General features: G+C 60.1%; 18 protein-coding genes. 11 read left to right on the plus strand and 7 right to left on the minus strand.

The window, feature by feature from the left end:
- The first annotated feature begins 124 nt into the window (after nucleotides 1-124).
- Nucleotides 125-571: a hypothetical protein gene (locus PPUTUW4_RS08865; protein WP_015094322.1), complete on the plus strand. Its 447-nt coding sequence runs from the start codon at nucleotides 125-127 to the stop codon at nucleotides 569-571.
- A gap of 282 nt (nucleotides 572-853) precedes the next feature.
- Nucleotides 854-2,566: an arylsulfatase gene (locus tag PPUTUW4_RS08870; RefSeq protein WP_015094323.1), complete on the plus strand. Its 1,713-nt coding sequence runs from the start codon at nucleotides 854-856 to the stop codon at nucleotides 2,564-2,566.
- Nucleotides 2,567-2,636: 70 nt separating this feature from the next.
- Here the strand turns inward: PPUTUW4_RS08870 and PPUTUW4_RS08875 are convergent, their stop codons facing one another.
- Complete coding sequence (locus tag PPUTUW4_RS08875; protein ID WP_015094324.1) at nucleotides 2,637-3,296, minus strand: MarC family protein; 660 nt, start codon at nucleotides 3,294-3,296, stop codon at nucleotides 2,637-2,639.
- Nucleotides 3,297-3,443: 147 nt separating this feature from the next.
- Nucleotides 3,444-5,030, minus strand: a complete 1,587-nt coding sequence (locus PPUTUW4_RS08880) for a choline dehydrogenase (protein ID WP_015094325.1) — start codon at nucleotides 5,028-5,030, stop codon at nucleotides 3,444-3,446.
- Between the two features lie 132 nt (nucleotides 5,031-5,162).
- Here PPUTUW4_RS08880 and PPUTUW4_RS08885 point away from each other — a divergent pair, with 132 nt between their 5' ends.
- Nucleotides 5,163-6,167 carry an AraC family transcriptional regulator gene (locus tag PPUTUW4_RS08885; RefSeq protein WP_015094326.1) on the plus strand — a complete coding sequence of 335 codons (1,005 nt, stop codon included), beginning with the start codon at nucleotides 5,163-5,165 and terminating at the stop codon, nucleotides 6,165-6,167.
- A gap of 4 nt (nucleotides 6,168-6,171) precedes the next feature.
- Here the strand turns inward: PPUTUW4_RS08885 and PPUTUW4_RS08890 are convergent, their stop codons facing one another.
- Nucleotides 6,172-7,137 carry a LysR substrate-binding domain-containing protein gene (locus tag PPUTUW4_RS08890; RefSeq protein ID WP_015094327.1) on the minus strand — a complete coding sequence of 322 codons (966 nt, stop codon included), beginning with the start codon at nucleotides 7,135-7,137 and terminating at the stop codon, nucleotides 6,172-6,174.
- 139 nt (nucleotides 7,138-7,276) lie between these two features.
- Between PPUTUW4_RS08890 and PPUTUW4_RS08895 the strand changes: the two genes are divergently transcribed.
- The 6 genes from PPUTUW4_RS08895 to PPUTUW4_RS08920 all read left to right on the plus strand — a co-directional run bounded on the left by PPUTUW4_RS08895 (nucleotide 7,277) and on the right by PPUTUW4_RS08920 (nucleotide 15,861).
- Nucleotides 7,277-9,652, plus strand: coding sequence for a crotonase/enoyl-CoA hydratase family protein (locus PPUTUW4_RS08895; RefSeq protein WP_015094328.1), 2,376 nt, complete (start codon nucleotides 7,277-7,279; stop codon nucleotides 9,650-9,652).
- Between the two features lie 108 nt (nucleotides 9,653-9,760).
- Complete coding sequence (locus PPUTUW4_RS08900) at nucleotides 9,761-11,218, plus strand: coniferyl aldehyde dehydrogenase (protein ID WP_015094329.1); 1,458 nt, start codon at nucleotides 9,761-9,763, stop codon at nucleotides 11,216-11,218.
- A gap of 47 nt (nucleotides 11,219-11,265) precedes the next feature.
- On the plus strand, nucleotides 11,266-11,652 hold the full coding sequence (locus tag PPUTUW4_RS08905; protein WP_015094330.1) for a tautomerase family protein: 387 nt from the start codon (nucleotides 11,266-11,268) through the stop codon (nucleotides 11,650-11,652).
- 96 nt (nucleotides 11,653-11,748) lie between these two features.
- Nucleotides 11,749-12,540 (plus strand): enoyl-CoA hydratase-related protein, encoded by a 792-nt coding sequence (locus tag PPUTUW4_RS08910; RefSeq protein ID WP_015094331.1) that lies wholly within the window; start codon nucleotides 11,749-11,751, stop codon nucleotides 12,538-12,540.
- A 172-nt stretch (nucleotides 12,541-12,712) separates the two neighbouring features.
- A complete protein-coding gene (locus PPUTUW4_RS08915) occupies nucleotides 12,713-14,752 on the plus strand; it encodes an NADPH-dependent 2,4-dienoyl-CoA reductase (RefSeq protein WP_015094332.1) in 2,040 nt (679 codons plus the stop codon).
- Between the two features lie 182 nt (nucleotides 14,753-14,934).
- On the plus strand, nucleotides 14,935-15,861 hold the full coding sequence (locus PPUTUW4_RS08920) for a pyridoxal-phosphate dependent enzyme (RefSeq protein WP_015094333.1): 927 nt from the start codon (nucleotides 14,935-14,937) through the stop codon (nucleotides 15,859-15,861).
- Between the two features lie 126 nt (nucleotides 15,862-15,987).
- Here PPUTUW4_RS08920 and PPUTUW4_RS08925 read toward each other — a convergent pair whose 3' ends face one another.
- From PPUTUW4_RS08925 to PPUTUW4_RS08935, 3 genes are all read right to left on the minus strand, one after another.
- Nucleotides 15,988-16,548 (minus strand): cytochrome b, encoded by a 561-nt coding sequence (locus PPUTUW4_RS08925; RefSeq protein ID WP_015094334.1) that lies wholly within the window; start codon nucleotides 16,546-16,548, stop codon nucleotides 15,988-15,990.
- A gap of 234 nt (nucleotides 16,549-16,782) precedes the next feature.
- Nucleotides 16,783-17,610: a phosphonoacetaldehyde hydrolase gene (gene phnX, locus PPUTUW4_RS08930; RefSeq protein ID WP_015094335.1), complete on the minus strand. Its 828-nt coding sequence runs from the start codon at nucleotides 17,608-17,610 to the stop codon at nucleotides 16,783-16,785.
- A 155-nt stretch (nucleotides 17,611-17,765) separates the two neighbouring features.
- Nucleotides 17,766-18,875, minus strand: a complete 1,110-nt coding sequence (locus PPUTUW4_RS08935; protein WP_015094336.1) for a 2-aminoethylphosphonate--pyruvate transaminase — start codon at nucleotides 18,873-18,875, stop codon at nucleotides 17,766-17,768.
- A gap of 109 nt (nucleotides 18,876-18,984) precedes the next feature.
- Between PPUTUW4_RS08935 and PPUTUW4_RS08940 the strand changes: the two genes are divergently transcribed.
- Entirely contained in the window at nucleotides 18,985-19,845 is an 861-nt protein-coding gene (locus tag PPUTUW4_RS08940) for a LysR substrate-binding domain-containing protein (protein WP_015094337.1), read from the plus strand.
- Nucleotides 19,846-19,950: 105 nt separating this feature from the next.
- Here the strand turns inward: PPUTUW4_RS08940 and PPUTUW4_RS08945 are convergent, their stop codons facing one another.
- Nucleotides 19,951-20,823, minus strand: coding sequence for a LysR family transcriptional regulator (locus tag PPUTUW4_RS08945; protein ID WP_015094338.1), 873 nt, complete (start codon nucleotides 20,821-20,823; stop codon nucleotides 19,951-19,953).
- A gap of 267 nt (nucleotides 20,824-21,090) precedes the next feature.
- Here PPUTUW4_RS08945 and PPUTUW4_RS08950 point away from each other — a divergent pair, with 267 nt between their 5' ends.
- Nucleotides 21,091-22,416 carry an MFS transporter gene (locus PPUTUW4_RS08950; RefSeq protein WP_015094339.1) on the plus strand — a complete coding sequence of 442 codons (1,326 nt, stop codon included), beginning with the start codon at nucleotides 21,091-21,093 and terminating at the stop codon, nucleotides 22,414-22,416.
- Nucleotides 22,417-22,470: the final 54 nt, after the last annotated feature.

The raw sequence follows: 22,470 nt of genomic DNA on the forward strand, positions 1-22,470 counted from the left end.
TTTGCCTGATCGCCGGGTGACAGGTGCGAAGTTTTCCAATGCGGATTTATTGAGGTACAGCCCATTTATTAATGAGCTATACCCAATGTTCCCCCATGCACTTCTTCCACTTTTGGAGGTTGTTATGAATACCCGCATCGTTCCACTCGCGCTACTCATGGCAGGTCTTTTCGGTTGCAGCACGGCTTCGAACCACTCAATGAATCTGCCTCTGGCGGCCACCCACCGCAATGCGGGCCAGACGGGCAACGCCACCCTGACAGCCGAAGGCAACCAGACCAATTTTGATTTCTATATCACTGGCGTTCCCACCGGAACCCTCCTGCCGCCGCGCATTTACACCTTCATCAACAAAGGCAGCTGTCAGCAACCCGGACCTGTCGCCTATGCAATGAACGATAAGGTCAATACAAAAAATGAAGCCGGGTCCAACGGTTGGAGTTTTTACCGTAATGCGCCGATCGCAACGTCAGAGTTGCTTTCCGGACAATATTCCATCGTCGTGCGTACATCACCCGAAGATGGCAGCGTCGATATTTTCTGCGGCGATGTCGCGCAGGCAAAGCGATGAAGTGATGTGATCCATGGAGGGGCGGCTTTGCGGCCGGCTCCTTGTAAATGCGCGTCTATACTCACCATCCGGTTAGTGGTAGGGCTGAATTCTGGGTATGCAAATGACTGGAGCCAAACACCATTGCGGTCAAAGCTCAACATATTTAAGGAAGCCGCACCCGTGACGGATGACCGTCAGTATTAAGGATGGGGCAGTTGAAGTTTTTGAGCCTTGAGAGATGAGAGCACGACGTATCCGAGATGGGTAGTTATGTGAATCAACTGGAAGAGGATCAAGTTCATGAAACTGAGAAAACTTGTACTGACGGGACTGGCGTTAAGCAGTCTTGCCAGTACCGTCAGCCTGTCGACAGTGACTCAAGCGGCCGACAAGAAACCCAACATCATGTTCATCATGGCCGATGACATCGGCTGGATGCAGCCGAGCATCTATCACCAGGGCCTGGCGGTGGGTGAAACGCCGAATATCGATCGCATCGCCCAGGAAGGCGCGAAATTCATGACCTACTACGCCGAGCAGAGTTGTACGGCGGGGCGCAATGCTTTTTTTACCGGGATGCACCCGCTGCGAACCGGCATGATCCCACCGCAATTGCCCGGCAGCCCGTCATGGCTGCGTCCTGGCACACCTGCGCTGTCCAAGTTCCTGCTGGATCTAGGCTATAACACAGGCGAATTTGGCAAGAACCACCTGGGTGACAATTTTGAGGCACTGCCGACTTCCCACGGCTTCCAGGAGTTCTGGGGTTACCTCTATCACCTCGATGCAATGCAGGGCGTGAGCTTTGTCGACATCAACAAGACGCCGCAGGTGCAGGGCATCGCCCCACCCTGCAAGGCCACGCCGATCAACGGGCTGCCGGACGTGCCTGGCGCCATCGATCCGCGGGAAGGTACCTGCCTGACGCCACCTCGTCCGGTCATGTCCTGCGTCTCCAGCGACGGTACGCAAAAGAACACCACGTGCAAGGACGAAGGGCCGCTGACGCTGGAACGCTCGAAGTCCGTGGATGAAGAAATCTCTGCCAAGGTCATCGACTTCCTCGACCGCAACGATCCGAAGAAGACCAACAAGCCCTTCTTCGTCTGGTACAACCCGGCGCGCATGCACATCACCACGGTGCTGCCACCCAAGTATGACGCCATGGTCGGTGAGCCCGGCGGAAAAGACTGGGGCACCAACGAAGCAGGCATGAAGCAACTGGACGACAATATTGGTTATGTCCTGAAGAAACTCGAGGACATGGGCCAACTGGACAACACCATTGTCGTCTTCACCACCGACAACGGTGCGGAAACCATTACCTTCCCGGATGGCGGTACAACCCCGTTCAAAGGCGGCAAGTTGACCACCTGGGAGGGTGGCATGCGCGCGCCATTGGTCATTCGCTGGCCCGGGGTGATCAAGCCTGGCACGGTCCTGACCGATATTTTCGCCTCGCTCGACTGGGTACCGACCCTGGTCAATATCGCTGGCGGCAAGAAGGGTAATGAGCTCAATGAGCAGATCATGGCGGGCAATTACCCCGGCATCGTCAAGACCAAGCTCGATGGCGTGGATCAAACCGACTACCTGACCGGCAAGTCCGACAAGTCGGCGCGCGACACCTTCTTCTACTACACCGGCTCGCAACCTTCGGCGGTGCGCTACAAGAACTGGAAGATGTACTACACCATGGTGCCGGATACCGCGACGGGCGGGTTGTATGGCGCGACCACGTTCCACTGGACCCAACTGCTCAACCTCAAGCGCGACCCTTTTGAAACAACGGTCGGTGCCGACGCGAAGTCCATCACGGGCTATGGCGGTGCCTTGGGCTCACCGGGTAACGCCTATATCTACAACTGGAACATGCTGCCGATCGGACAGTTGCTCTGGGAGAAGGAGCTGATGTCGTACAAGGACTTCCCGCCCATGCAGGCGCCGGAAACCTACAACCTGGACGGCATCCTCAAAGCCATGAAGCAGAACGGTCATAACGGACACGATTGACGCCGTGACTGATCAGCCGTGCGGGCGCCCCAAACAGGCGCCCGTTTTTTTGCATGAGAGCTTTGCAGTCCTACTTCGCTACACCGTTGAGTAGCACCCCATACGACTGGAGAAACTCCACTGTCCCGTGAAAGATCAGCCCCACGCCCATCGCCGAAACGAAGAAACCGACGATGCGGGTCGCGGCATCGATGCCTTGCGGGCCAATCTTCTTGAGGATGTTGTTGGCGTAGGCCAAAGAGAGGTAAGTGACCAGCATGGTGGCGCAGATCGCCAGCGCCACGACGGCGAAGGACAGTACGGCGCGGTCGGAGTCCTTGATGGTGCTGGTCAGGCCGATCACCGTGGCAATGGCGCCGGGGCCGAACATGATCGGCATGGCCATGGGGATGAAAGATACGTCCTCGTCGCCTTTGCCACCGCTTGGAATCAGGCTGCTGTCGGGCGAGGGCGCAAAAAGCTCGAACCCGATCCGCATCAGGATCACCCCGCCGACTACCCGAATCATACTCAGCGGAACTTCAAACAAACGCAGCAGCAGGTTGCCGAAGATCAAAAAGAAAAACATCAACAGCAGCGCGTAAAGGCAGGCCTTGCGCGCCACCCGCCGCTGTTCGGCGGCATCTTTGCCTTGCAACAGACCCAGGAACACCGGGATGGCTTCCAGAGGATTGATGATTGCCAGCAGGGTAGTGAACATGCCGAAGAACAGGGTGAAGTAGGCGTTCATGGATGATCTGCCCAAACGGGTGGTTGACCAAGTTACCTTAGCTGATCAGGAGCAAATCACCTCAAACCACTGCCGCACTGTTCGGAACCTGTGTATCCAAACCGCTGACCTCCGGCAGCAACGCCGAAGGTCGATTCGACGGCAGGATCACCTGCTCGCGGACACCCAGTCCGCCGCGCGTTCGGCGATCATGATTGAAGCGGCGTTGGTGTTGCCGCCCACCAGCGTCGGCATGATCGAGGCATCCACCACCCGCAACCCCTCGATGCCATGCACGCGCAATTGACTGTCCACCACCGCACGCTCGTCGTTGCCCATCTTGCAGGTACCGACCGGGTGATAAATGGTGTCGGTACGCTGACGCAACAGTTCGATCAGCTGTTCATCGCCGTACAAGCCCGCGCTGAACATATCCTTCAAGCCATAACGCGCCATCGGCGCTTGTTGAATGATGTTCCGGGTCATGCGGTAGCCCGTGAGCAGGGTCTCGACATCTTCGTCATGCCCGAGAATGTTCGGGTCGATGCGCGGTGGGGCGCTCGGGTCGTTTGATTGCAAGCCGACGCTGCCGATGCTCTTGGGCCGCAACACGCAGACGTGGCAACTGAAGCCGTGGCCCCAGTGCAGCTTGCGGTTGTGGTCGTCGATCATCGCGATCACCGAATGCAGCTGGATATCCGGGCGTGCAAGTTTGGCATCGGTTTTCAGGAAGCCGCCACCTTCGGCGAAGTTGCTCACAAAAGGGCCGCGCCGATGACGGGCATAGTCGATCAATGCCTTGCCCATCTTCACACTGCCGCGCAGTGAGACACCCATCAATGACGTATCCTGACTCCTGTAGCTGAGCACGACATCCGGATGGTCCTGCAGGTTTTGCCCGACACCGGGCAGTTCGTGCTGCACCGTGATGCCTTGGGGCTTGAGTTCCTCTTGCGGGCCAATCCCCGAGAGCATCAGCAATTGTGGGCTACCGAAACAACCGGCACTGAGCAGGACTTCCCGGCGTGCTTTGATGGTCTGGCGATTGCCCTTGAGGCGCAGTTCGACACCGACGGCTTTTTTGCCTTCGAGCACAATGCGTTCGGCAGCGGCCGACGTCAGCACCGTGAGGTTCTTGCGGATGTGTCGAACCGGTTTGAGGAACGCGGTGGCCGTGCTCCAGCGCCGACCGTCGCGGATCGTCACATCGAACTGGCCAACGCCTTCCTGGTCGACGCCATTGAAGTCGGGATTGTGGCGGTGTCCGGCCATCTGCCCCGCCTCGATGAAAGCTTGCGTGACGGGATGCATCGGGTTCCTGCCGACATAAAGTTCGCCTTGCGCCCCGTGGTAGTCGCATGCGCCGCGGTGGCTCATTTCACTCTTGCGAAAGTACGGCAGTACATCGGCGAACGACCAGCCGGGATTGCCCAGCGCCTGCCAATCGTCGAAGTCACCATGGTGGCCTCGGATGTACACCATGCCGTTGATCGAACTGCTTCCGCCCAGTACCTTGCCGCGTGGCTGGTAGCCGCGACGTCCGTTCAAGCCGGGCTGCGGTACTGTGTGAAATGCCCAATTGACGTGTCGGCTCGGCAGGATCGCCGCGACGCCCACCGGGGCATGGATCAATGGCGAGCGGTCTTCCGGACCGGCCTCCAGCAAACATACCGTGATATCGGGATTTGCACTCAAGCGGTTGGCCAGGACACAGCCGGCTGAACCGGCACCAATGATTACGTAGTCGAATTCCATCACACAATGATCCCGAGCGAGCGAACAGGGGCTGCTTCACCAGGAAGCAACAGAGTTACCTGGGACCGATTGTTGGCTGAAGGCGGTAGAAAATAATTGACCTCTCATGCCATTTATTTGATCTTTGACGACATGACTACATTGATCAGAACAAGCTCGTTTACCGGGTTCCGTGAGGTGGCAAGCCAGCTCGGCGGGCAAGCTGACCTCATGCTCGAGCGCTTCCGCATCCATCCGGACGTGCTGATGGACGAGGAGGCACGGGTGCCGTTGCGTTCGCTGGTCGGGCTGCTGGAGTTTGCCGCACGAGAGCTGGACTGCCCTGACTTTGGCTTGCGCATGGCCGAGTACCAGGACTTGCACGTCTTGGGGCCGATTGCGGTCATCGCTCGAACGTGCGCAACGGCGGGGGAGGCGTTGGAGCAAATCATCCGTTTTATCGGCTACCACAGCCCGGGCATCCAGCTTGATCTGGACCTTAGCGAGAAACAGGCGCCGCGTCTGTTGATCGACATCCGCCTGTCCGGACCGACCCCGCGACGGCAAATGGTGGAGCTGGCAATGGGGGTGGCGCATAACGGCATGAGGTTGCTGTATGGCGACAACTTCGTTGCCCAGGCGGTTCTGTTTTCCGCCAATCACTCAGTGGCTCAAGCACGTTACCGGCGCTATTTCAAAACTGCGGTGTGCACCGGTCAATCCTGCAACGCCCTGGTACTTCGTGACGAACAACTCAATCAGCGGATTGAACAGCAGGCCCCCTACCTGCATCGCGCACTGGAACAGTATTTCCAGCAGTTCGACTTGCAAGCGACGTCGGATGTTGTCAGTCAGGTCGAGCGCCTGGTCTTGCGCATGATGCCGATACAGCGTTGCCGTTTGCCATTGATTGCCGAGCAACTGGGTATGCACGTGCGTATGTTGCAGCGAAGGCTGGCCGAGCAGGGGAGAAGCTTCGATGAAATCGTCGAGAGCCTGCGGCGTGACCGTGCCGACCACTATCTGGCGGAGCGGCACATGCCGATGTCCCAGGTTGCCGGTCTGCTCGGCTATAGCGAACAGAGCGTGTTCAATCGCGCTTGCCAGCGCTGGTTTTCCATGTCGCCGGGAGCCAGGCGTCGTCAGTTGTTCGAATGAAAGGTTATCGATCTGCGCGCGGGACCTGATGGCTGGCGACATCGAGACCGTCGCCGAAATGGCCGCTGTTGCGAATCACCGCCTTTAGCCAGCGCCGCAGCCGCAAGACTTTGGGAGACATCTCATTGCCATTGAGACACAGCAAGCGGTAGGCCGACACTCGCTCCAGCTTCTCCTTGAAAGGCAGAACCAATTGGCCATTCTTCAGGTGCTTTTCGATAAGCCCCAGCGGAGCCATCATCAATCCCTGACCGTCAATTGCCGCCTGCAGGCCATCACTCAGACTTTCAAAAAGCAGCTCACGCTGTGGCGGGATATCCATGCGTCCGGCGGCTTGATTCCAAAGTGTCCAGACGCCAGGTGCCTGGGCTAGCGTAATGCGAGGGATACTCTCGATACGCTCCCCGGCAACGAGTCTTGCCGCTATTTGCGGTGCACAGACAGGTGCACCGGAAACATCCGCCAGTTTTTCGGAAAATACGTTGAATCGGGTTTGCGTGGTGTGGCGAATGGCAATGTCCAGCTCGCGGGCTTCCAGATCGGCCACTCTGGATGAAAACTCCATATGCACGGTGATATCCGGGTTCTCATGCTCGAACTGCGCCATGCCCGCACTCAGATAGGTAGCCGCGAAACTGGGCGCCACACTGATGCGTAAAGGGCTGGTGTCACTGGCTTGTTTGACCGCCTGAAGCCCGATAGCGATCTCGGCCAGGCCCCGGCTGACGTGCAGCTGCAGCTTGCGGCCGCTTTCGGTCAGTTCGATTTGCCGATTGCGTCGAACAAAAAGCGCCACACCCAATACGCCTTCCAGCCTTCGAACCTGGTGACTGATTGCCGAAGGCGTCAGGTGCAGGAACGTTGCGGCCTCTTGAAAGGAGCCCAGCCGCGCAGCCGCTTCAAAAGCATTGAGCGCGGGCAGCTGTCGCACGCTCTCCGTAGGGATGAGGATCTTCTTTTCACGTGACATTTTGTCATCCAAGTAAAACCAATGTCGTTTGTCGAGCTCACGACCCCGCTCGTACTGTTGTTCACGAGTCGATGACCCCTAAGGCGCACCAACGTGCCTCGGAACACGCAATGACCAATACCACGAGCGGGGTAAATACATGAATTCATTTCTGTCGCAAAGGCCTTTGGAAGTACCCGTCGGTTCCTTCGCCGGGCTATTTCTGGAGCGAATCCAACACTACGCAGACAACCCGGCGCTGATCGACGGGCTGAGCGGTGAACAACTGACCTACGCCGAACTGTCCCGGCATGTGCGTGTGCTTGCCGCCAACCTGATAGAGCGCGGTCTGGAGCCGGGCGAGGTCACCGCCATCATCGCGCCGAACAGCATTTGGTTCCCGGTGGCTCTGTACGGTATAGCCTTCGCCGGCGGCGTGTACTCCACACTCAATCCCATGTCCTCACCAGAGGACGTGCGAGAACTCCTCAAGCTGGTGGGGGCCACGCGTGTGATCGTCACCCCGCAAGTCTTCGAAAGGCTACGTGACACCCTGTCCACATTGCAGCTCAAAGAAATTTTCGTGCTGGGTGAGTCTGCGGGCCTCACGCCGTTTTCCTCGTTGCTGATGGGCAAGCCTCTGGCCGAAGAACGCTGCCGTGATGTGCAAAAAGACCTGTTGGCCCTGATGTTCTCCAGTGGCACCAGCGGCTTCCCCAAGGCGGTGATGCTCAGCAATCGCAACTACGTCGCGGCGACCGAGCAGGTGACCGCCGCCCAGGTTTTCCGCCGGTCCGACACCATCCTGGCGGCGCTGCCGTTCTTCCATATCTATGGACAAACCAGCTTCATAGGCTCGGCTCTTTCTCAGGGCGCGCGCTTGATCGTGCTGCCCGCTCTCGACCTGGAAGTGACTTTGCGCGTGATTCAGGACTACAAAATCACTGTCGCTCCGGTCGTTGCTCCCGTTGTGTTGCAGTTTGCCAAGCACCCTTTGGTCGATCATTTCGACCTGTCGAGCCTGCGGCTGGCCATCTCCGGTGCCTCACCCATCAGTGCCGACCTGCTGAAGAGCGCCGCCGATCGATTGAAAGTACCGGTGCTCAACGGCTGGGGCCTTACCGAATCCACCACCACCGGAGCTGTTTCCGAGCCAGGCATGCCCAAAGAGGCCGAAGGTTCGGTCGGCCGGGTGATGCATGGCATTGAGGTGCGGGTCGTGGAAATCGGCGGCAGCCAGGACGTGGCGCCAGGTGCGGATGGCGAGCTGCTGATACGCGGTCCCAACGTGATGCTCGGCTACTTCAACAATCCGGCGGCAACCGCCGAAACGATCGATGCGCAGGGCTGGCTGCGAACCGGAGATGTCGGCCGGCTCGATGAGCACGGCAATCTGCGAATCATCGACCGCGCCAAAGAGTTCATCAAGTTCAAAGGCTTCCAGATCAGCCCGGTCGAACTCGAAAGTGTGTTGTTGATGCACCCCGCGGTGGCGGATGCCGGCGTCGTGCCCAGCCCTGACACCGAATCCGGTGAGGTGCCCAAAGCCTTCGTTGTGCTGCGCTCACCTGTGACCGAAGCCGAACTGATCGACTTCGTCGCACAGCGTGTAACCCCCTACAAGAAACTGCGCGACATCGAGTTCATCGACGCCATTCCGAAGAACCCGGCAGGGAAAATCCTGCGGCGGATCCTGGTACTGCGCGAGCGCGAAAAACGCGAAACCCATGCCGCGTCCGGCGACCGTCTTGAGGATCGGGTGGTTATCACACGCCACGGTAATGTGCTGTCGATCTGCCTGGACCGTCCGCGCAAGATGAATGCCTTCGACCGCGACATGTTCATCGGCCTGGCCAAGGCCATGGCGATCTACGAGGACGATCCAGGCCTGCGTTGTGCGGTGTTGCATGCCAATGGCCTGGTCTTCACCTCGGGCATGGACATCGTCAGTACTGCGCCTCTCGCCGCGCGGGGAGAGTTGCGTATCGGCGATCCATCGCTGGTGGATATGCTCGAAATCGACCCGGCCGTTCGCCGCCGGAGCAAACCGGTGGTCCTTGCCGTTCATGGCAAGTGCATGAACCTGGGGGTGGAGCTGGCGGCAGCGGCAGATATCGTTATCGCCGCGCAAGATGTCACGTTCATTCAACGCGAGGTGGCAGTCGGGTTGTTCCCGTTCGGGGGTGCCACCGTGTTCTTGCCGGCAAAAATCGGTCTCGGTAACGCGCTTCGCTACATCCTGACGGCGCAAGAGTTCGATGCTCAGTCCGCTTGCCGGATGGGGCTGGTGCAAGAAGTCGTACCGCAGAGCCAGCTGATGACGCGCGCTTTCGAATTCGCACGGCTGATTGCGCAGAACTCACCGTCCGGGGTTAAAGCAGCGCTTGCGTCGGTGCGCCTGGCTCGTGAAAAAGGCCCCGAGGCGGCGCTTGCAACACTGCTAAGTGAAGTCGCCCGGTTGACCGGTGCAGAAGACTTCAAGGAAGGCGCTGCGGCCTTCCTGGAAAAACGAGCGCCGAACTTCAAGGACGCGTGAGCGCCACACCGGATGCATTGAATCCTTTGCAATAGAAGGGGGGCGGCTGCGCGACAAGCGTAGCCAAACCCATTTGCCGCCTTTCAATCACTACACAAGGACCTCGGCATGAGTGCCCTGAATATTGCCCAGCCCATCGTTCCCCCCGCCATGCAATCCTGTTTCGAGCACCAACGCGCCGCCTACCTCGCCACGCCCGAGCGCAGCTATGCCCAGCGCGTGGAAGACCTCAAGAAGTTGGCGCGGATGCTGAAAGACAACCGCCAGGCACTGATCGAAGCGATCAACCAGGACTACGGCAACCGCTCCACCTTCGAGACGCTGTTCGCCGAGTTTTTCGTCGTGCTGGGAGATATCAAGTCCACCATCAAGCACCTGAAGAAGTGGATGAAACCGCAGAAGCGTCACATCGATCTGATGGTCTACCCCACCTCCAGCAACCGTGTCATTCCCCAGCCGTTGGGCGTGGTCGGCGTGATCGTACCCTGGAACTTTCCGCTGCTGCTGTCGTTCGGGCCACTCACCGCCATCTTCGCCGCCGGCAACCGGGCGATGGTCAAGATGTCGGAAAACTCGAACAATCTGACGCGTCTTCTGATGTCCATCTCACCGAAATATTTCCCGCCGCAACAGCTTCAGTTCTTCGAAGACAGCGGCGCCAATGGCTCGGTGGGCCCGGCTTTTTCCTCGATCCGCTTCGATCATCTCTTCTTCACGGGTTCGGGTCAGACCGGCCGCTCCGTGATGGCGAACGCTGCACGCAACCTGACCCCGGTGACGCTGGAGTTGGGCGGAAAATCACCCGCCGTGGTCGCGCCGGATTTCCCGATGACCCTGGCCGTCGATCGCATCATGTGGAGCAAGGCCTTCAACGCGGGCCAGATCTGCACCAACGTCGACTATGTCTTCATTCCCGCCGGCTCCGAGGCGGACTTCGAGCTGGAAGCCCTGCGGGTCATAGCCGAGCGCTACCCTGACATCAATCATGCCGATTACACGTCCATGATCGACCAGCGCGCCTATGACCGCATGCAGGCCACGCTGGATGACGCTGTGGCCAAGGGCGCGCGCGTGGTCAATCTTTTCCCCGAGCAGACGCCGGACAAGACCCTGCGCAAGTTCCCGCTGACTCTGGTATTCAACGTCAGCGACGACATGGTCATCATGCAGCGCGAGATCTTCGGCCCGCTGCTGCCGGTCAAGACCTACACCACTCGCGAAGAAGTGGCTGGTTACGTCAACAAGCACGACAGGCCCCTGGCGCTGTATCCCTTCACCAGGGACCGCGCCCTGCAGGACTACTACGTGACCCACATCATGTCGGGCGGCGTATGCATCAACACCGCGCTGCTGCACGTGTCTCAGCACGACATGCCCTTCGGCGGCGTCGGCGCCAGCGGTATGGGCCATTACCACGGTTACGAAGGCTTTCAGACCTTTTCCAAAATGCGCCCCGTCTATCGTCAGGGCTTCTTCGCGGCCACCAGGATGATGCTGCCGCCCTACGACAAAGGACCGCTCAAGCCCAACAAGCTGATCGAACTGATCATCAAGTTGAAGGGCTGAAGCCCTGTGTACCTGACTGTTGCATAACGTCTTCAAAGGAGTTTTCCATGCCCCTCTATGAATGCCAGACCGTCAAAGGAACGCTCAGCGAGCGTCAACGCCAATCGCTGGCCGAGTCCATCACATCCATTCACACCAGGGAAACTGGCGCGCCGGCCAGCTATGTGCACGTGCTGTTCAAGGAGCTTGAACCGGGAAGCGCATTCACCGCCGGCCAAGTCGCGACCCCCGCGATAATTCGCGGACAGATACGTGCAGGACGACCACAGGCGACACGCCACGCCATCCTGCGCGCAATCACCGACGTTTACATGGCCGTCACCGGGGCCGATGCGAATGCAGTGGTCGTGGCAGTGGTCGACATACCCGCTTCATGGGCCATGGAAGGCGGTCAAATTTTCCCGGAACCGGAACAGCCTCCTGAAGTGGCCTGACACGCTTCGCTGCGACGAAAACATTTGCGCATTTTTGACGGCCGATAATTTTGCGACCGTCGTAGGCACCCCTTACAAAAAAAGGAATCACTCATCATGTCCAACGAAAACCCCCTGTTGATCACGCGTCACGGCGCCGTTATGTCCATCAGCATCAATGACGCACCGATCAACCGAATGAGCTTCGCTTTCATCGACGCTCTGGAAGCGGCGGTTGAAGAGGCCGCCACCGATTCAAGTGTACGTGCCCTGCTTTTCACGGGTGAAGGCGAGGCCAATTTCTCCGTTGGCATGGACCTCAAGGAGGCGATGCGCGAGGTTCCAGCCCGCGGTGGTTGGGACACCGTGCTCGACCAGCGCCTACGCGTTCTGGCGCGCATCGAGTCCCTGGGCAAGCCGTCGGTTGCCACCCTGTTCGGCTACTGCCTGGGCGGCGGGCTCGAATTGCCCCTGGCCTGCCATTTCCGTCTCGCCGCCGATACTGGCACTCAGATAGGTCTGCCCGAGATGGATCTGGGAACCGTGCCGGCATGGGGCGGTTCGGTGCGCCTGACTCGCTGCATTGGTCGTGACAACGCGCTCGATATGGTGTTGCGTGCCCGCAGGATTGACGGTCACGAGGCCTTGCGCATGGGGCTGGTGCGTTCCGTTCATCCAGTCGCCGAACTCAAGGTAGCAGCGATGGCGCTGGCGCAGGAACTGGCTGAGAAGGCACCGCTGGCCGTGGACGGTGTGCTGCGCTGTATCGTAGGCGCCGACGAGAGGACACTGGACGAAGGACTGCGTGAAGAGCGCAAGGCTTTCCTGCACTGCGCGGCGAGCAAGGATCAGGCTGAAGGTGCACGCGCCTTCTTCGAAAAGCGCAAGCCGGTATTTACGGGTAATTGACCTTATGAGGGGTGGCCACTCTCGGTCACCCCCTGTTGCTGCACATTTCGATCATTAAGTTGTCAGTTACGGTCATTGAGCGACGGCGCTGCGACTCTTAGTCTGTCGAACATGACTGATGGGGGCCACAGAGCTCCTGCACTTTCCGTGATCGATCGATGTGGAGTTACCGATGACCGCCGCTCAATACCCGCACCTGTTGGCTCCGCTGGACCTGGGTTTCACCACGCTGCGCAATCGCACCCTGATGGGTTCGATGCACACGGGTCTTGAGGAGAAACCGGGTGGTTTCGAACGCATGGCGGCGTACTTTGCCGAACGTGCCCGTGGCGGTGTCGGCCTGATGGTTACCGGCGGTATCGGCCCGAACGACGAAGGTGGCGTGTATTCCGGTGCGGCCAAGCTGACGACCGAAGAAGAGGCGCTCAAGCACCGTATCGTCACCCGTGCCGTTCATGACGCGGGCGGCAAGATCTGCATGCAGATTCTCCACGCCGGTCGTTATGCCTACAGCCCGAAACAGGTTGCACCCAGCGCCATTCAAGCGCCGATCAACCCGTTCAAGCCCAAGGAGCTGGACGAGGAAGGCATCGAGAAGCAGATCAGCGATTTCGTCACCTGCTCGGTACTGGCGCAAACCGCCGAGTACGACGGTGTGGAAATCATGGGCTCCGAAGGCTATTTCATTAACCAGTTCCTCGCCGCCCACACCAACCACCGTACCGACCGCTGGGGTGGCAGTTATGAAAACCGCATGCGCCTGCCGGTGGAAATCGTTCGCCGCGTGCGTGAAGCGGTCGGCCCGAATTTCATCATCATTTTCCGGCTGTCGATGCTCGACCTGGTCGAAGGCGGCAGCACCTGGGAAGAGATCGTTCAACTGGCCAAGGCCATCGAGCAGGCCGGCGCGACCATCATCAACACCGGTATCGGCTGGCACGAAGCGCGGATTCCGACCATCGCCACCAAAGTGCCGCGTGCGGCGTTCAGCAAGGTCACGGCCAAGCTGCGGGGTTCGGTGAATATTCCGCTGATCACCACCAATCGCATCAACACACCGGAAGTCGCCGAGCAGATACTCGCCGAGGGCGATGCCGACATGGTGTCCATGGCACGGCCCTTCCTCGCCGATCCGGATTTCGTCAACAAGGCCGCAGAGGGTCGCGCCGATGAGATCAACACCTGCATCGGCTGCAACCAGGCCTGCCTCGATCACACCTTTGGCGGCAAGCTGACCAGCTGCCTGGTCAACCCGCGTGCCTGCCACGAAACCGAACTCAATTACCTGCCTGTGCAGCAACTGAAGAAAATCGCCGTGGTCGGTGCCGGCCCTGCCGGTTTGTCCGCCGCGACCGTGGCGGCCGAGCGCGGCCATCAGGTGACGCTGTTCGATTCGGCCAGCGAAATCGGCGGTCAGTTCAACATCGCCAAGCGCGTTCCGGGCAAGGAAGAGTTCTATGAGACCATCCGCTACTTCAACCGCAAGCTGCAGACCACCAACGTCGAGGTGTGCCTGAACACCCGAGTCGACGTGGCACAGCTGGTCGAAGGCGGCTACGACGAGATCATCCTGGCCACCGGCATTGCGCCGCGCGTGCCGGCGATTCCTGGCGTGGAAAACGCCAAGGTGCTGAGCTACCTGGATGTGATCCTGGAGCGCAAACCGGTCGGCAAGCGTGTCGCGGTGATTGGTGCCGGTGGTATTGGTTTCGACGTCTCCGAGTTCCTCGTTCATGAAGGTGTCGCTACCAGTCAGGACCGCGCCGCGTTCTGGAAGGAGTGGGGCATCGATACGCACCTTGAGGCACGCGGTGGTGTTGCCGGTATCAAGGCCGCACCCCATGCGCCGGCCCGCGAGGTGTTCCTGCTGCAACGCAAGAAGTCCAAGGTCGGCGACGGCCTGGGCAAGACCACCGGCTGGATCCATCGCACGGGGCTGAAGAACAAGCAGGTGCAGATGCTCAACAGCGTTGAATACCTGAAGATCGACGACGAAGGCCTGCACATCCGCATCGGCGAAACCGGCGAGCCGCAGGTGCTGCCAGTGGACAACATCGTGATTTGCGCCGGGCAGGACCCGTTGCGTGAGTTGCATGAGAGCCTGGTGGCGGCGGGGCAGAGCGTGCACCTGATCGGTGGCGCGGACGTCGCGGCAGAGCTGGATGCCAAGCGGGCGATCAATCAGGGTTCGCGGTTGGCGGCGCAGTTGTAATAGCAGGTTCAGCGTGCCAATGGCCATCGCGAGCAAGCTCGCTCCCACAGTTATTGCGTTGTTCATGAGTTTTGTGAGCGACACAAATCCACTGTGGGAGCGGCGGTGCGACGATTCGACTTGCCCGCGATAGCGTCCGCATGGCTGTTAAGATGCCGGCTCTTCACCTAGAGCCGGCATTGATGCTTCTCCCTTCTTCCACCTGGCTACCCCAGCCCACCCTCGAACGCGTTGATCTCGACTGGCTTACCGATGCCGGCATCGAAGTCGCCATCCTGCGTCTGGACCTGATCGACCCGCTGATCAGCGGCAACAAATGGTTCAAGCTCATCGAACACCTTAAGACTGCCGACCGCGCAGGGGCCGAAGGCATCATCAGTCTCGGTGGCGCGCATTCCAATCACCTCCATGCGTTGGCTGCGGCGGGCAAGCGTTTCGGCTTTTCCACCGTCGGCTTGTTGCGCGGGCATCCTCAGGAAACACCGACCGTGAAGGATTTGCAGGCATTTGGCATGCAGTTGCACTGGCTGGGTTACGGCGGCTATCGGGCGCGACATGAGGCCGGTTTTTGGCAGCCATGGCAAACGCAGTATCCGACATTGCATCCGGTGCCTGAAGGTGGAGGCGGATTACCCGGTGCACGAGGGTGCATGCAGTTGCGGGCGCAGGTTTGTGCGCAACTGACCGGATTGGGCTGGAGTGATTACGACGGCTGGTGGCTGGCCTGCGGAACCGGCACGACCCTCGCGGGGCTGGTACTGGCAGAAGCTGGTGATCATCCGGTTTTCGGGGCGTTGGCGGTGCCTGAAGATCATGGCGTGGCGCTGCAGGTCGAGATGATCGTGGGGCAAGCGGGCGTGTCAGATCCGGTGTATGAACTGTTTGAGGCCAGTCGCGGTGGCTTCGCCAAGGTCGATCCGCTGCTGCTTGAGTTCATCGAAAAGACCGGGCAGGCCAGCGGCATTCCCTTCGAACCGCTGTACACCGGCAAGGCACTGCTGGCACTCAAGCACCAAGTCGAAGCGGGCCGATTCGCCCAAGGTACGCGACTGATCTTCATCCACACCGGCGGCTTGCAGGGGCGGCGAGGGTTTGATTCACAAGCCTGAAACGCACCGCAAATCAATGTGGGAGCGAGCTTGCTCGCGATGAGGGCATTGCCTTCAGCACATTTGTCGACTGACACACCGCCATCGCGAGCAAGCTCGCTCCCACATCTCGGGTTGCCGCCAAGTTCAGTTATCGCGGGTTCCGCCTTTGGGCGTCATCCGCAGCAAGGTGTTATCGCCCACCACATAATGGTGATACAGCGCGGCCACGGCATGCAGGCCGATCAGCCAATAGCCGATAGTGCCGCCGAGTTCGTGCCAGTCCTTGAGTTGTTTGGCCAGGTCCTTGTTTTCCGCGATCGGCATCGGCAGGTCGAAACCGTAGAACATCACCTGGTTGCCTTTGGCGCTGGTGACCAGCCAGCCGAGGATCGGCGTGACGATCATGAAAATGTACAGCGCCCAGTGCATCAGCCTGGCCAGCGTCGTTTGCCACGGCGGCGAGGCGGGGAAGACCTGCGGCGCCGGGCCCAGACTGCGTGCGAACAATCGCAGCCAGACCAGGACGAATACGGTCAGGCCGAGCATGAAGTGTGATTCGACGATCAGCGTGCGCCCGCCACTGCCCTTGGGAAAGAGCCCGCGAAACTCGATACAGGCATAAACCAACGCCAGCAGGACCAGCATCAACCAATGCAGCGTGATCGATACGGTGCTGTAGCGCGACTCGGAGTTTTTCCACGGCATTCGGTGTTCCTCAGAGGTCCGGTTTAAAGCCACCGCTCTTGTCCGACGGTGTGCCTTAACTGTAATCCTGTTTCACCGGGTTTGCCTGAGGTGATCGATCGCTCGATGCTCTGGATCGGGGCAATAGAAAAACATTGTAGGAGTGAGCTTGCTCGCGATGGTGTGTCAGTCGACATCAACGTATCTGACACTCCATCGCGAGCAAGCTCGCTCCTACAGGGGGCGTTGTGGTTTTTAGCTCGATTGCGGCATTTCGCCGTTGGCCAGACGCTTGTTGATGTCGGCGATGACCTGCGGCAGATCTGTGATGGTGTCGATCATGTAGTGCGGGCGCGAACTTTCGAACATCCCATGGATGCGCTTGCGCTCACTGTCCAGCTGGTCGCTGCCCAGCGCGCGATAACCTTCGTAATCCAGGCCCAGGGCGTTGCCCGAGCAGATCAGCGCCACGGTCCACATGCCGGCGCGGCGACCTTCGAGAATGCCTGGTACGGTGTCATCTATCTTCACGCACGCGGCGACATCGTCGATGCCCAGGGCAATGACGTTGGCCAGCGCCTGGGCGGGCCACGGGCGGCCATTCGGGACTTCGTCGGTGGCAACCACGTGATCGGCCACATAACCGTTGGTGGCAGCCAGTTCGACCACCTTGTCCATGACCTGTTTCGGATAACCGGAGCAGGAGCCGATCTTGATCCCTTGCTGGCGCAGGTTGGCGATGGTCTCCAGAGCGCCCGGAATCAGCGCCGAGTGTTCGGCGATTTTCTCGATCTGCAGCGGCATGAAACGCTGGTAGATTGCGGTGACGTCGTCGTCGGTCGGCGTGCGGCCGAAGACTTTGCGATAACGCTCGGCAACTTCCGGCAGATCGCACAGGGTGCGGATGTGGTCCCACTTGCCCATGCCCATCGGGCCACGGGCTTCTTCGATGGAAACCTGGACGTCGAACTCGGCGAAGGCCTCGACGAAAATCTGCGTCGGGGCGAAGGAGCCGAAGTCGACCACGGTGCCGGCCCAGTCGAGGATCGCGGCCTGGAGTTTGCCTGGGTTGGAGTAGTTCATGGTGTTTGGATTCCTGTGAGAATGAGCTATTCGGTAGTTCGCGTTACCTGTGGGAGCGGGCTTGCCCGCGATGGGGCCCTGTCAGTCGACATCAGTGGTGAATGTCAGACCGCAATCGCGGGCAAGCCCGCTCCCACAGGGGAATGCGGTGTGGGTTAGATCTCCAGCACTTCCATCTCGCGCAACACCTCGCCAATCGCGGCCACGGCTTCGCGCATCTCGGCCGGTTGCACATGTCCGATGCAGCCGACGCGGAAGGTTTCGACCTGGGTCAGTTTGCCGGGGTAGAGGATGTAACCCTTGGCCTTGACCCGCTCGTAGAACTCCTTGAACTGGTAGCGAGGATCTTTCGGGGCGTGGAAGGTGGCGATGATGGGCGCCTGAATGGCCGCCGGCAGGAAGCTGCGCAACCCCAGGTTGCCCATCTCTTCCATCAGTGCCTGGCAGTTGGCGGCGTAGCGTGCGTGCCGGGCCGGCAAGCCGCCTTCTTCGTTGTATTGCAGCAGGGCTTCGTGCAGCGCCGCGACCACATGGGTCGGCGGGGTGAAGCGCCATTGGCCGGTCTTGGCCATGTAGGCGTGCTGGTCCTGCAGGTCCATCGCCAGCGAATGCGAGTTGCCGGCGGCGCTGGCCAGGGATTCTTTGCGAGCGAAGACAAAACCCATGCCAGGCACGCCCTCCAGGCATTTGCCCGAGGCGGCGATCAGGGCGTCGAACGGCACTTGTTGCGCGTCCACCGGCAGGGCACCGAAGGAGCTCATGGCGTCGATGATCAGGCGCTTGCCGTGTCCGGCGACGACCTGAGCGATCTCCGGCAACGGATTGAGGATGCCGGTGCTGGTTTCGCAGTGAATCAGGGCAACGTGGGTGATGCCGTTGTCGGCGCGCAGCAGGCGGTCGACGTCGGCGGCGGTGGTCGGTTCGTCTTCGGCGGTTTCGAAGGTGCTGAAGGAACGGCCCAGCACTTCGCAGATTTTCGCCAGGCGTTTGCCGTAGGCGCCGTTGATCAGTACCAGAACCTTGCCATCGCGAGGCACCAGGGTGCCGATCGCGGCCTCGACGGCGAAGGTGCCACTGCCTTGCAAGGGCACGCAGTGGTGGGTGGCGGCGCCGTTGACGATCGCCAGCAATTGCTCGCATAGGCTGGCGGTCAGTTGATTGAAGCGCTCATCCCATGAGCCCCAGTCGATCATCATCGCCTGACGGGTGCGGGCCGAAGTGGTCAACGGGCCGGGGGTGAGCAGGATGGGTTCGGCAGCACTCATTTTCGTGTCCTCGCAATCGATGGGGTGAAGCTACGGGGCTTAAATTGCAATTTGCCGTGCTATCAATCAAATTGTTTGTTGTTATGCCAGCCATCAGTGAGGGTTATTCATGAACCTGTTTCAGCTCCGCGCCTTCGATGCCGTGGCCCGGGAAGGCAGTTTTACCCGGGCGGCGGCGCGGCTGTTCATCAGCCAGCCGGCGGTCACCGGGCACATCAAGGCGCTGGAAGAGCACTACCAGATCACCCTGTTGCGCCGCACCGCCCGACGGGTGGAACTGACGGAGGAGGGCACCAAGCTGGCGGCGATCACCCGGGCGATGTTCGGCCTGGCCGAGGAGGCGCAGGCGATGCTCGAAGCCAACCGGCAATTGCTGACCGGACGCCTGGAGGTGGCGGCGGACGGTCCGCACATGGTCATGCCGATGCTCGCCAGCCTGCGCGCGCGCTATCCGGGGATCACGGTGAACCTGCGCCTGGGCAACGCCCAGGAAACCCTGGCGGCGCTGCTGTCCGAACATGCCGACGTGGCGGTGCTGACCGAAGTCGAGCCGCGCAAGGGCTTGCATCTGCAGGCACTGAGCGAATCACGGATTTGTGCGCTGGTGCCCGACGGGCACCCTTGGGCGCAGAAGACCAAAGGCGTGCAGCTCAAGGAGCTGGATCAGGTAATCATGGTGCTGCGCGAGCCGAGTTCGATTACCCGGCGCACCTTCGATGAGGCTTGCGCTCAGGCCAGGGTCAATCCGCGGGTGCTGCTGGAACTGGACAGCCGCGAAGCGGTGACCGAGGCGGTGGCCGCCGAACTGGGGGTGGGGGTGGTGTCGTCGGTGGAAGTCAGCCACGACCCGCGAGTGGCGGCGGTGCCGATCATTGGCGAGGGGTTGGTGAACCGGCACATGATCGGGTGCATGGAGCGGCGCCGGGATTTGCGGTTGATTCAGGCTTTTTTGGGGTTGGCGCCCACCTAACAGACCGAGTCGCGCCTTTCGCGAGCAGGCTCGCTCCCACAGTAGATCTTTGGCGTGCACAGAGCTTTGTGGGAGCGAGCCTGCTCGCGAAGGGGCCGGCCCTGCCTACACAAGACTCTCGCGCACCATCTCAAGAAACGTCGCCACGATTCGCCGCGAACTCTGCTCGCGCAAGCACACCAGCGTTTCAGTCAGCCGCCGTTTGCAATCGGTAATTGGCAAGGCGCATACACGTGAGTCGGCGCCGAACTCGGCCGCCGACACCACGCCGATGCCAATCCCTACCACTACCGCTTCACGAGCGGCTTCCCGGCCTTCAACCTGGATCGCCGGACGAATGCGCAGCCCGGCGCCGGCCATTTCCTCCTCCAGGGTCTGGCGCGTCACCGAACCGATTTCCCGCAGTACCAGCGGTGTGTCATCAAGGTCGGCGAGGGTGATGGATTCACGGTCGGCCCACGGATGATTGCGCGACACGAACGCCACCATCGGGTCATTGCGCAGGGGCAAGGAGATCAGGCGTTCGTCACTGACGTCCCGGCCCAGCAACGCCAGGTCGGCCTGATAGTTGAACAGTCGAAACAGCGACTCATCAGTGTTGCCGGTTTCGATCTTCACGCTGATCCCCGGGTAGCGTTCGCAGAATCGGGCAATCTGCGGCAGCACGTGCACCGGCGCATCCACCGCCAGGATCAGGCTGCCGGTCTGCAGGGCCTGGGAGTCCTGCAGCAGTTCCTGGGCTTCGGCCTCAATCACAAAAAGCCGCTGGGTAACGCTCAGCAGGCGTTCGCCCAGATCGGTCAGGCGTACCGAACGCTTGTTGCGGTGAAACAGCAAAACACCGTAGCGCTCTTCAAGTTTGCGCACTTGGTCGGAAATCGCTGGCTGCGTCAGAAATAGCCGCTCGGCGGCTTTGGTAAAGCTTCCATATACCGCAACGGCATGGAACGCTTTGAGTTGGGCGTGGGAAACCGACATCGATATCTCCAGTAACAAGCAAAGCTTATTTTGGAAATACGATAAATCGATTTCACTTATTAAACAGTAATTGTTTTTATCACTCTCAGCCCCGCTGACCGGTCAGTCGAACCGCAGCGGGTGCCATGAGCCTGGGCGTGCAAAACAGGACTCATCTGACCGGTATCCGCCGTAGGGACAGGGCGATATCGCAGTGCTCAACAATAAGAAAACAGGCATTTGCTTCCAATTCTGCCGGCACACTCACACCCTGAGGTCAGAAGCACAATGAACAAGCACATCGGCACCATCAAGCGTTGGCGCGTGCAGATCTTCGCGATCACCTGGCTTGCCTACGCCGCGTTCTACTTCACCCGAAAAGCCTTCTCGGTGGCCAAACTCGGCATCGCCGAAGACCCGACCTTCATGCTCGACAAAATGGCCATGGCCAACCTCGATGCCATCTACCTGACGGCTTACGCCGTCGGCCAATTCACCTGGGGCATCCTGGCCGACCGCTTCGGTCCGCGGGTGGTGGTGCTCGGCGGGTTGCTGATTTCCGCTGGTGCGGCGCTGGTGATGGGCAACTTTGCGACGTTACCGATTTTTGCTACCTGCATGCTGGTACAAGGCCTGGCGCAGTCCACCGGCTGGTCGGGATTGTGCAAGAACCTGGGCAGTTTCTTTCCCTCCGAACAGCGCGGTCGGGTATTGGGTCTGTGGAGTTCCTGCTACGCCTTTGGCGGGCTCGTGGCCTCGCCGTTTGCCGGCTGGTGGGCGTATACGCTCATCGGCACCTGGCATGCGGCGTTCATTTCCAGTGCGGCGGTGGTCGGGCTGGTCGCCGTGCTGTTTTTTATTTTCCAGCGCAACAAACCTGAAGACGTCGGCTTGCCGGCTGTGGAACCGGAGCCCGAACTGACCGCTGAAGAAACCCTTGCCCAAAGCAGAATCAGAATCTGGGAGCCACTCAAGGAAATCCTGCGCAACCGCACGGTACTGGTGCTGGGGCTGGCGTACTTCATGCTGAAACCGGCGCGCTACGCGATTCTGCTGTGGGGACCGGTGATCGTCTTCGAACAGATGCCTTCGGTGGGCAAGGTCGGTGCGGCGATCATTCCGACCTCGTTCGAACTGGCCGGGTTGCTCGGGCCGATCATGATCGGCCTGGCCTCGGACAAACTGTTCGGCGCCCGGCGCATGCCGGCTTGCGTACTCAGTCTGTTGGCACTCACCGTGACCCTGGCGTTGTTCATGGGCGCCCTGCATACCGGCAGTGTGGTCCTGGTGGTGGCGCTCTTGTTCGTCATGGGCCTGACCCTCTACGGGCCGGACTCGATGATCAGCGGCGCGGCGGCGATCGATTTCGGCACGGCCAAGGCCGGCGCGACGGCAGCCGGGTTCGTCAACGGTTGCGGTTCCGTCGGAGCGGTGCTTGGCGGATTGCTGCCAGGTTACTTCGACTCGGTCACGGTGTTCATTGTCTTCGCCGGCTGCGCGATGTTCTCGGCGCTGGTGCTGATCCCGCACTGGAACAGCCGCCCCGGCGGCCTGAAAACCAACCATCCCTCCGTGCCCGATCGGGCGATGAACATCAAACCCCTGCGTACCTGAGTGCTGTTCCTCGTCGCCGATGTGTACATCGTCGGCGGCGGTTACACCGGTTTG

Origin of the sequence: Pseudomonas sp. UW4, from assembly GCF_000316175.1 — a bacterium.
Taxonomy (GTDB): domain Bacteria; phylum Pseudomonadota; class Gammaproteobacteria; order Pseudomonadales; family Pseudomonadaceae; genus Aquipseudomonas; species Aquipseudomonas laurylsulfatiphila.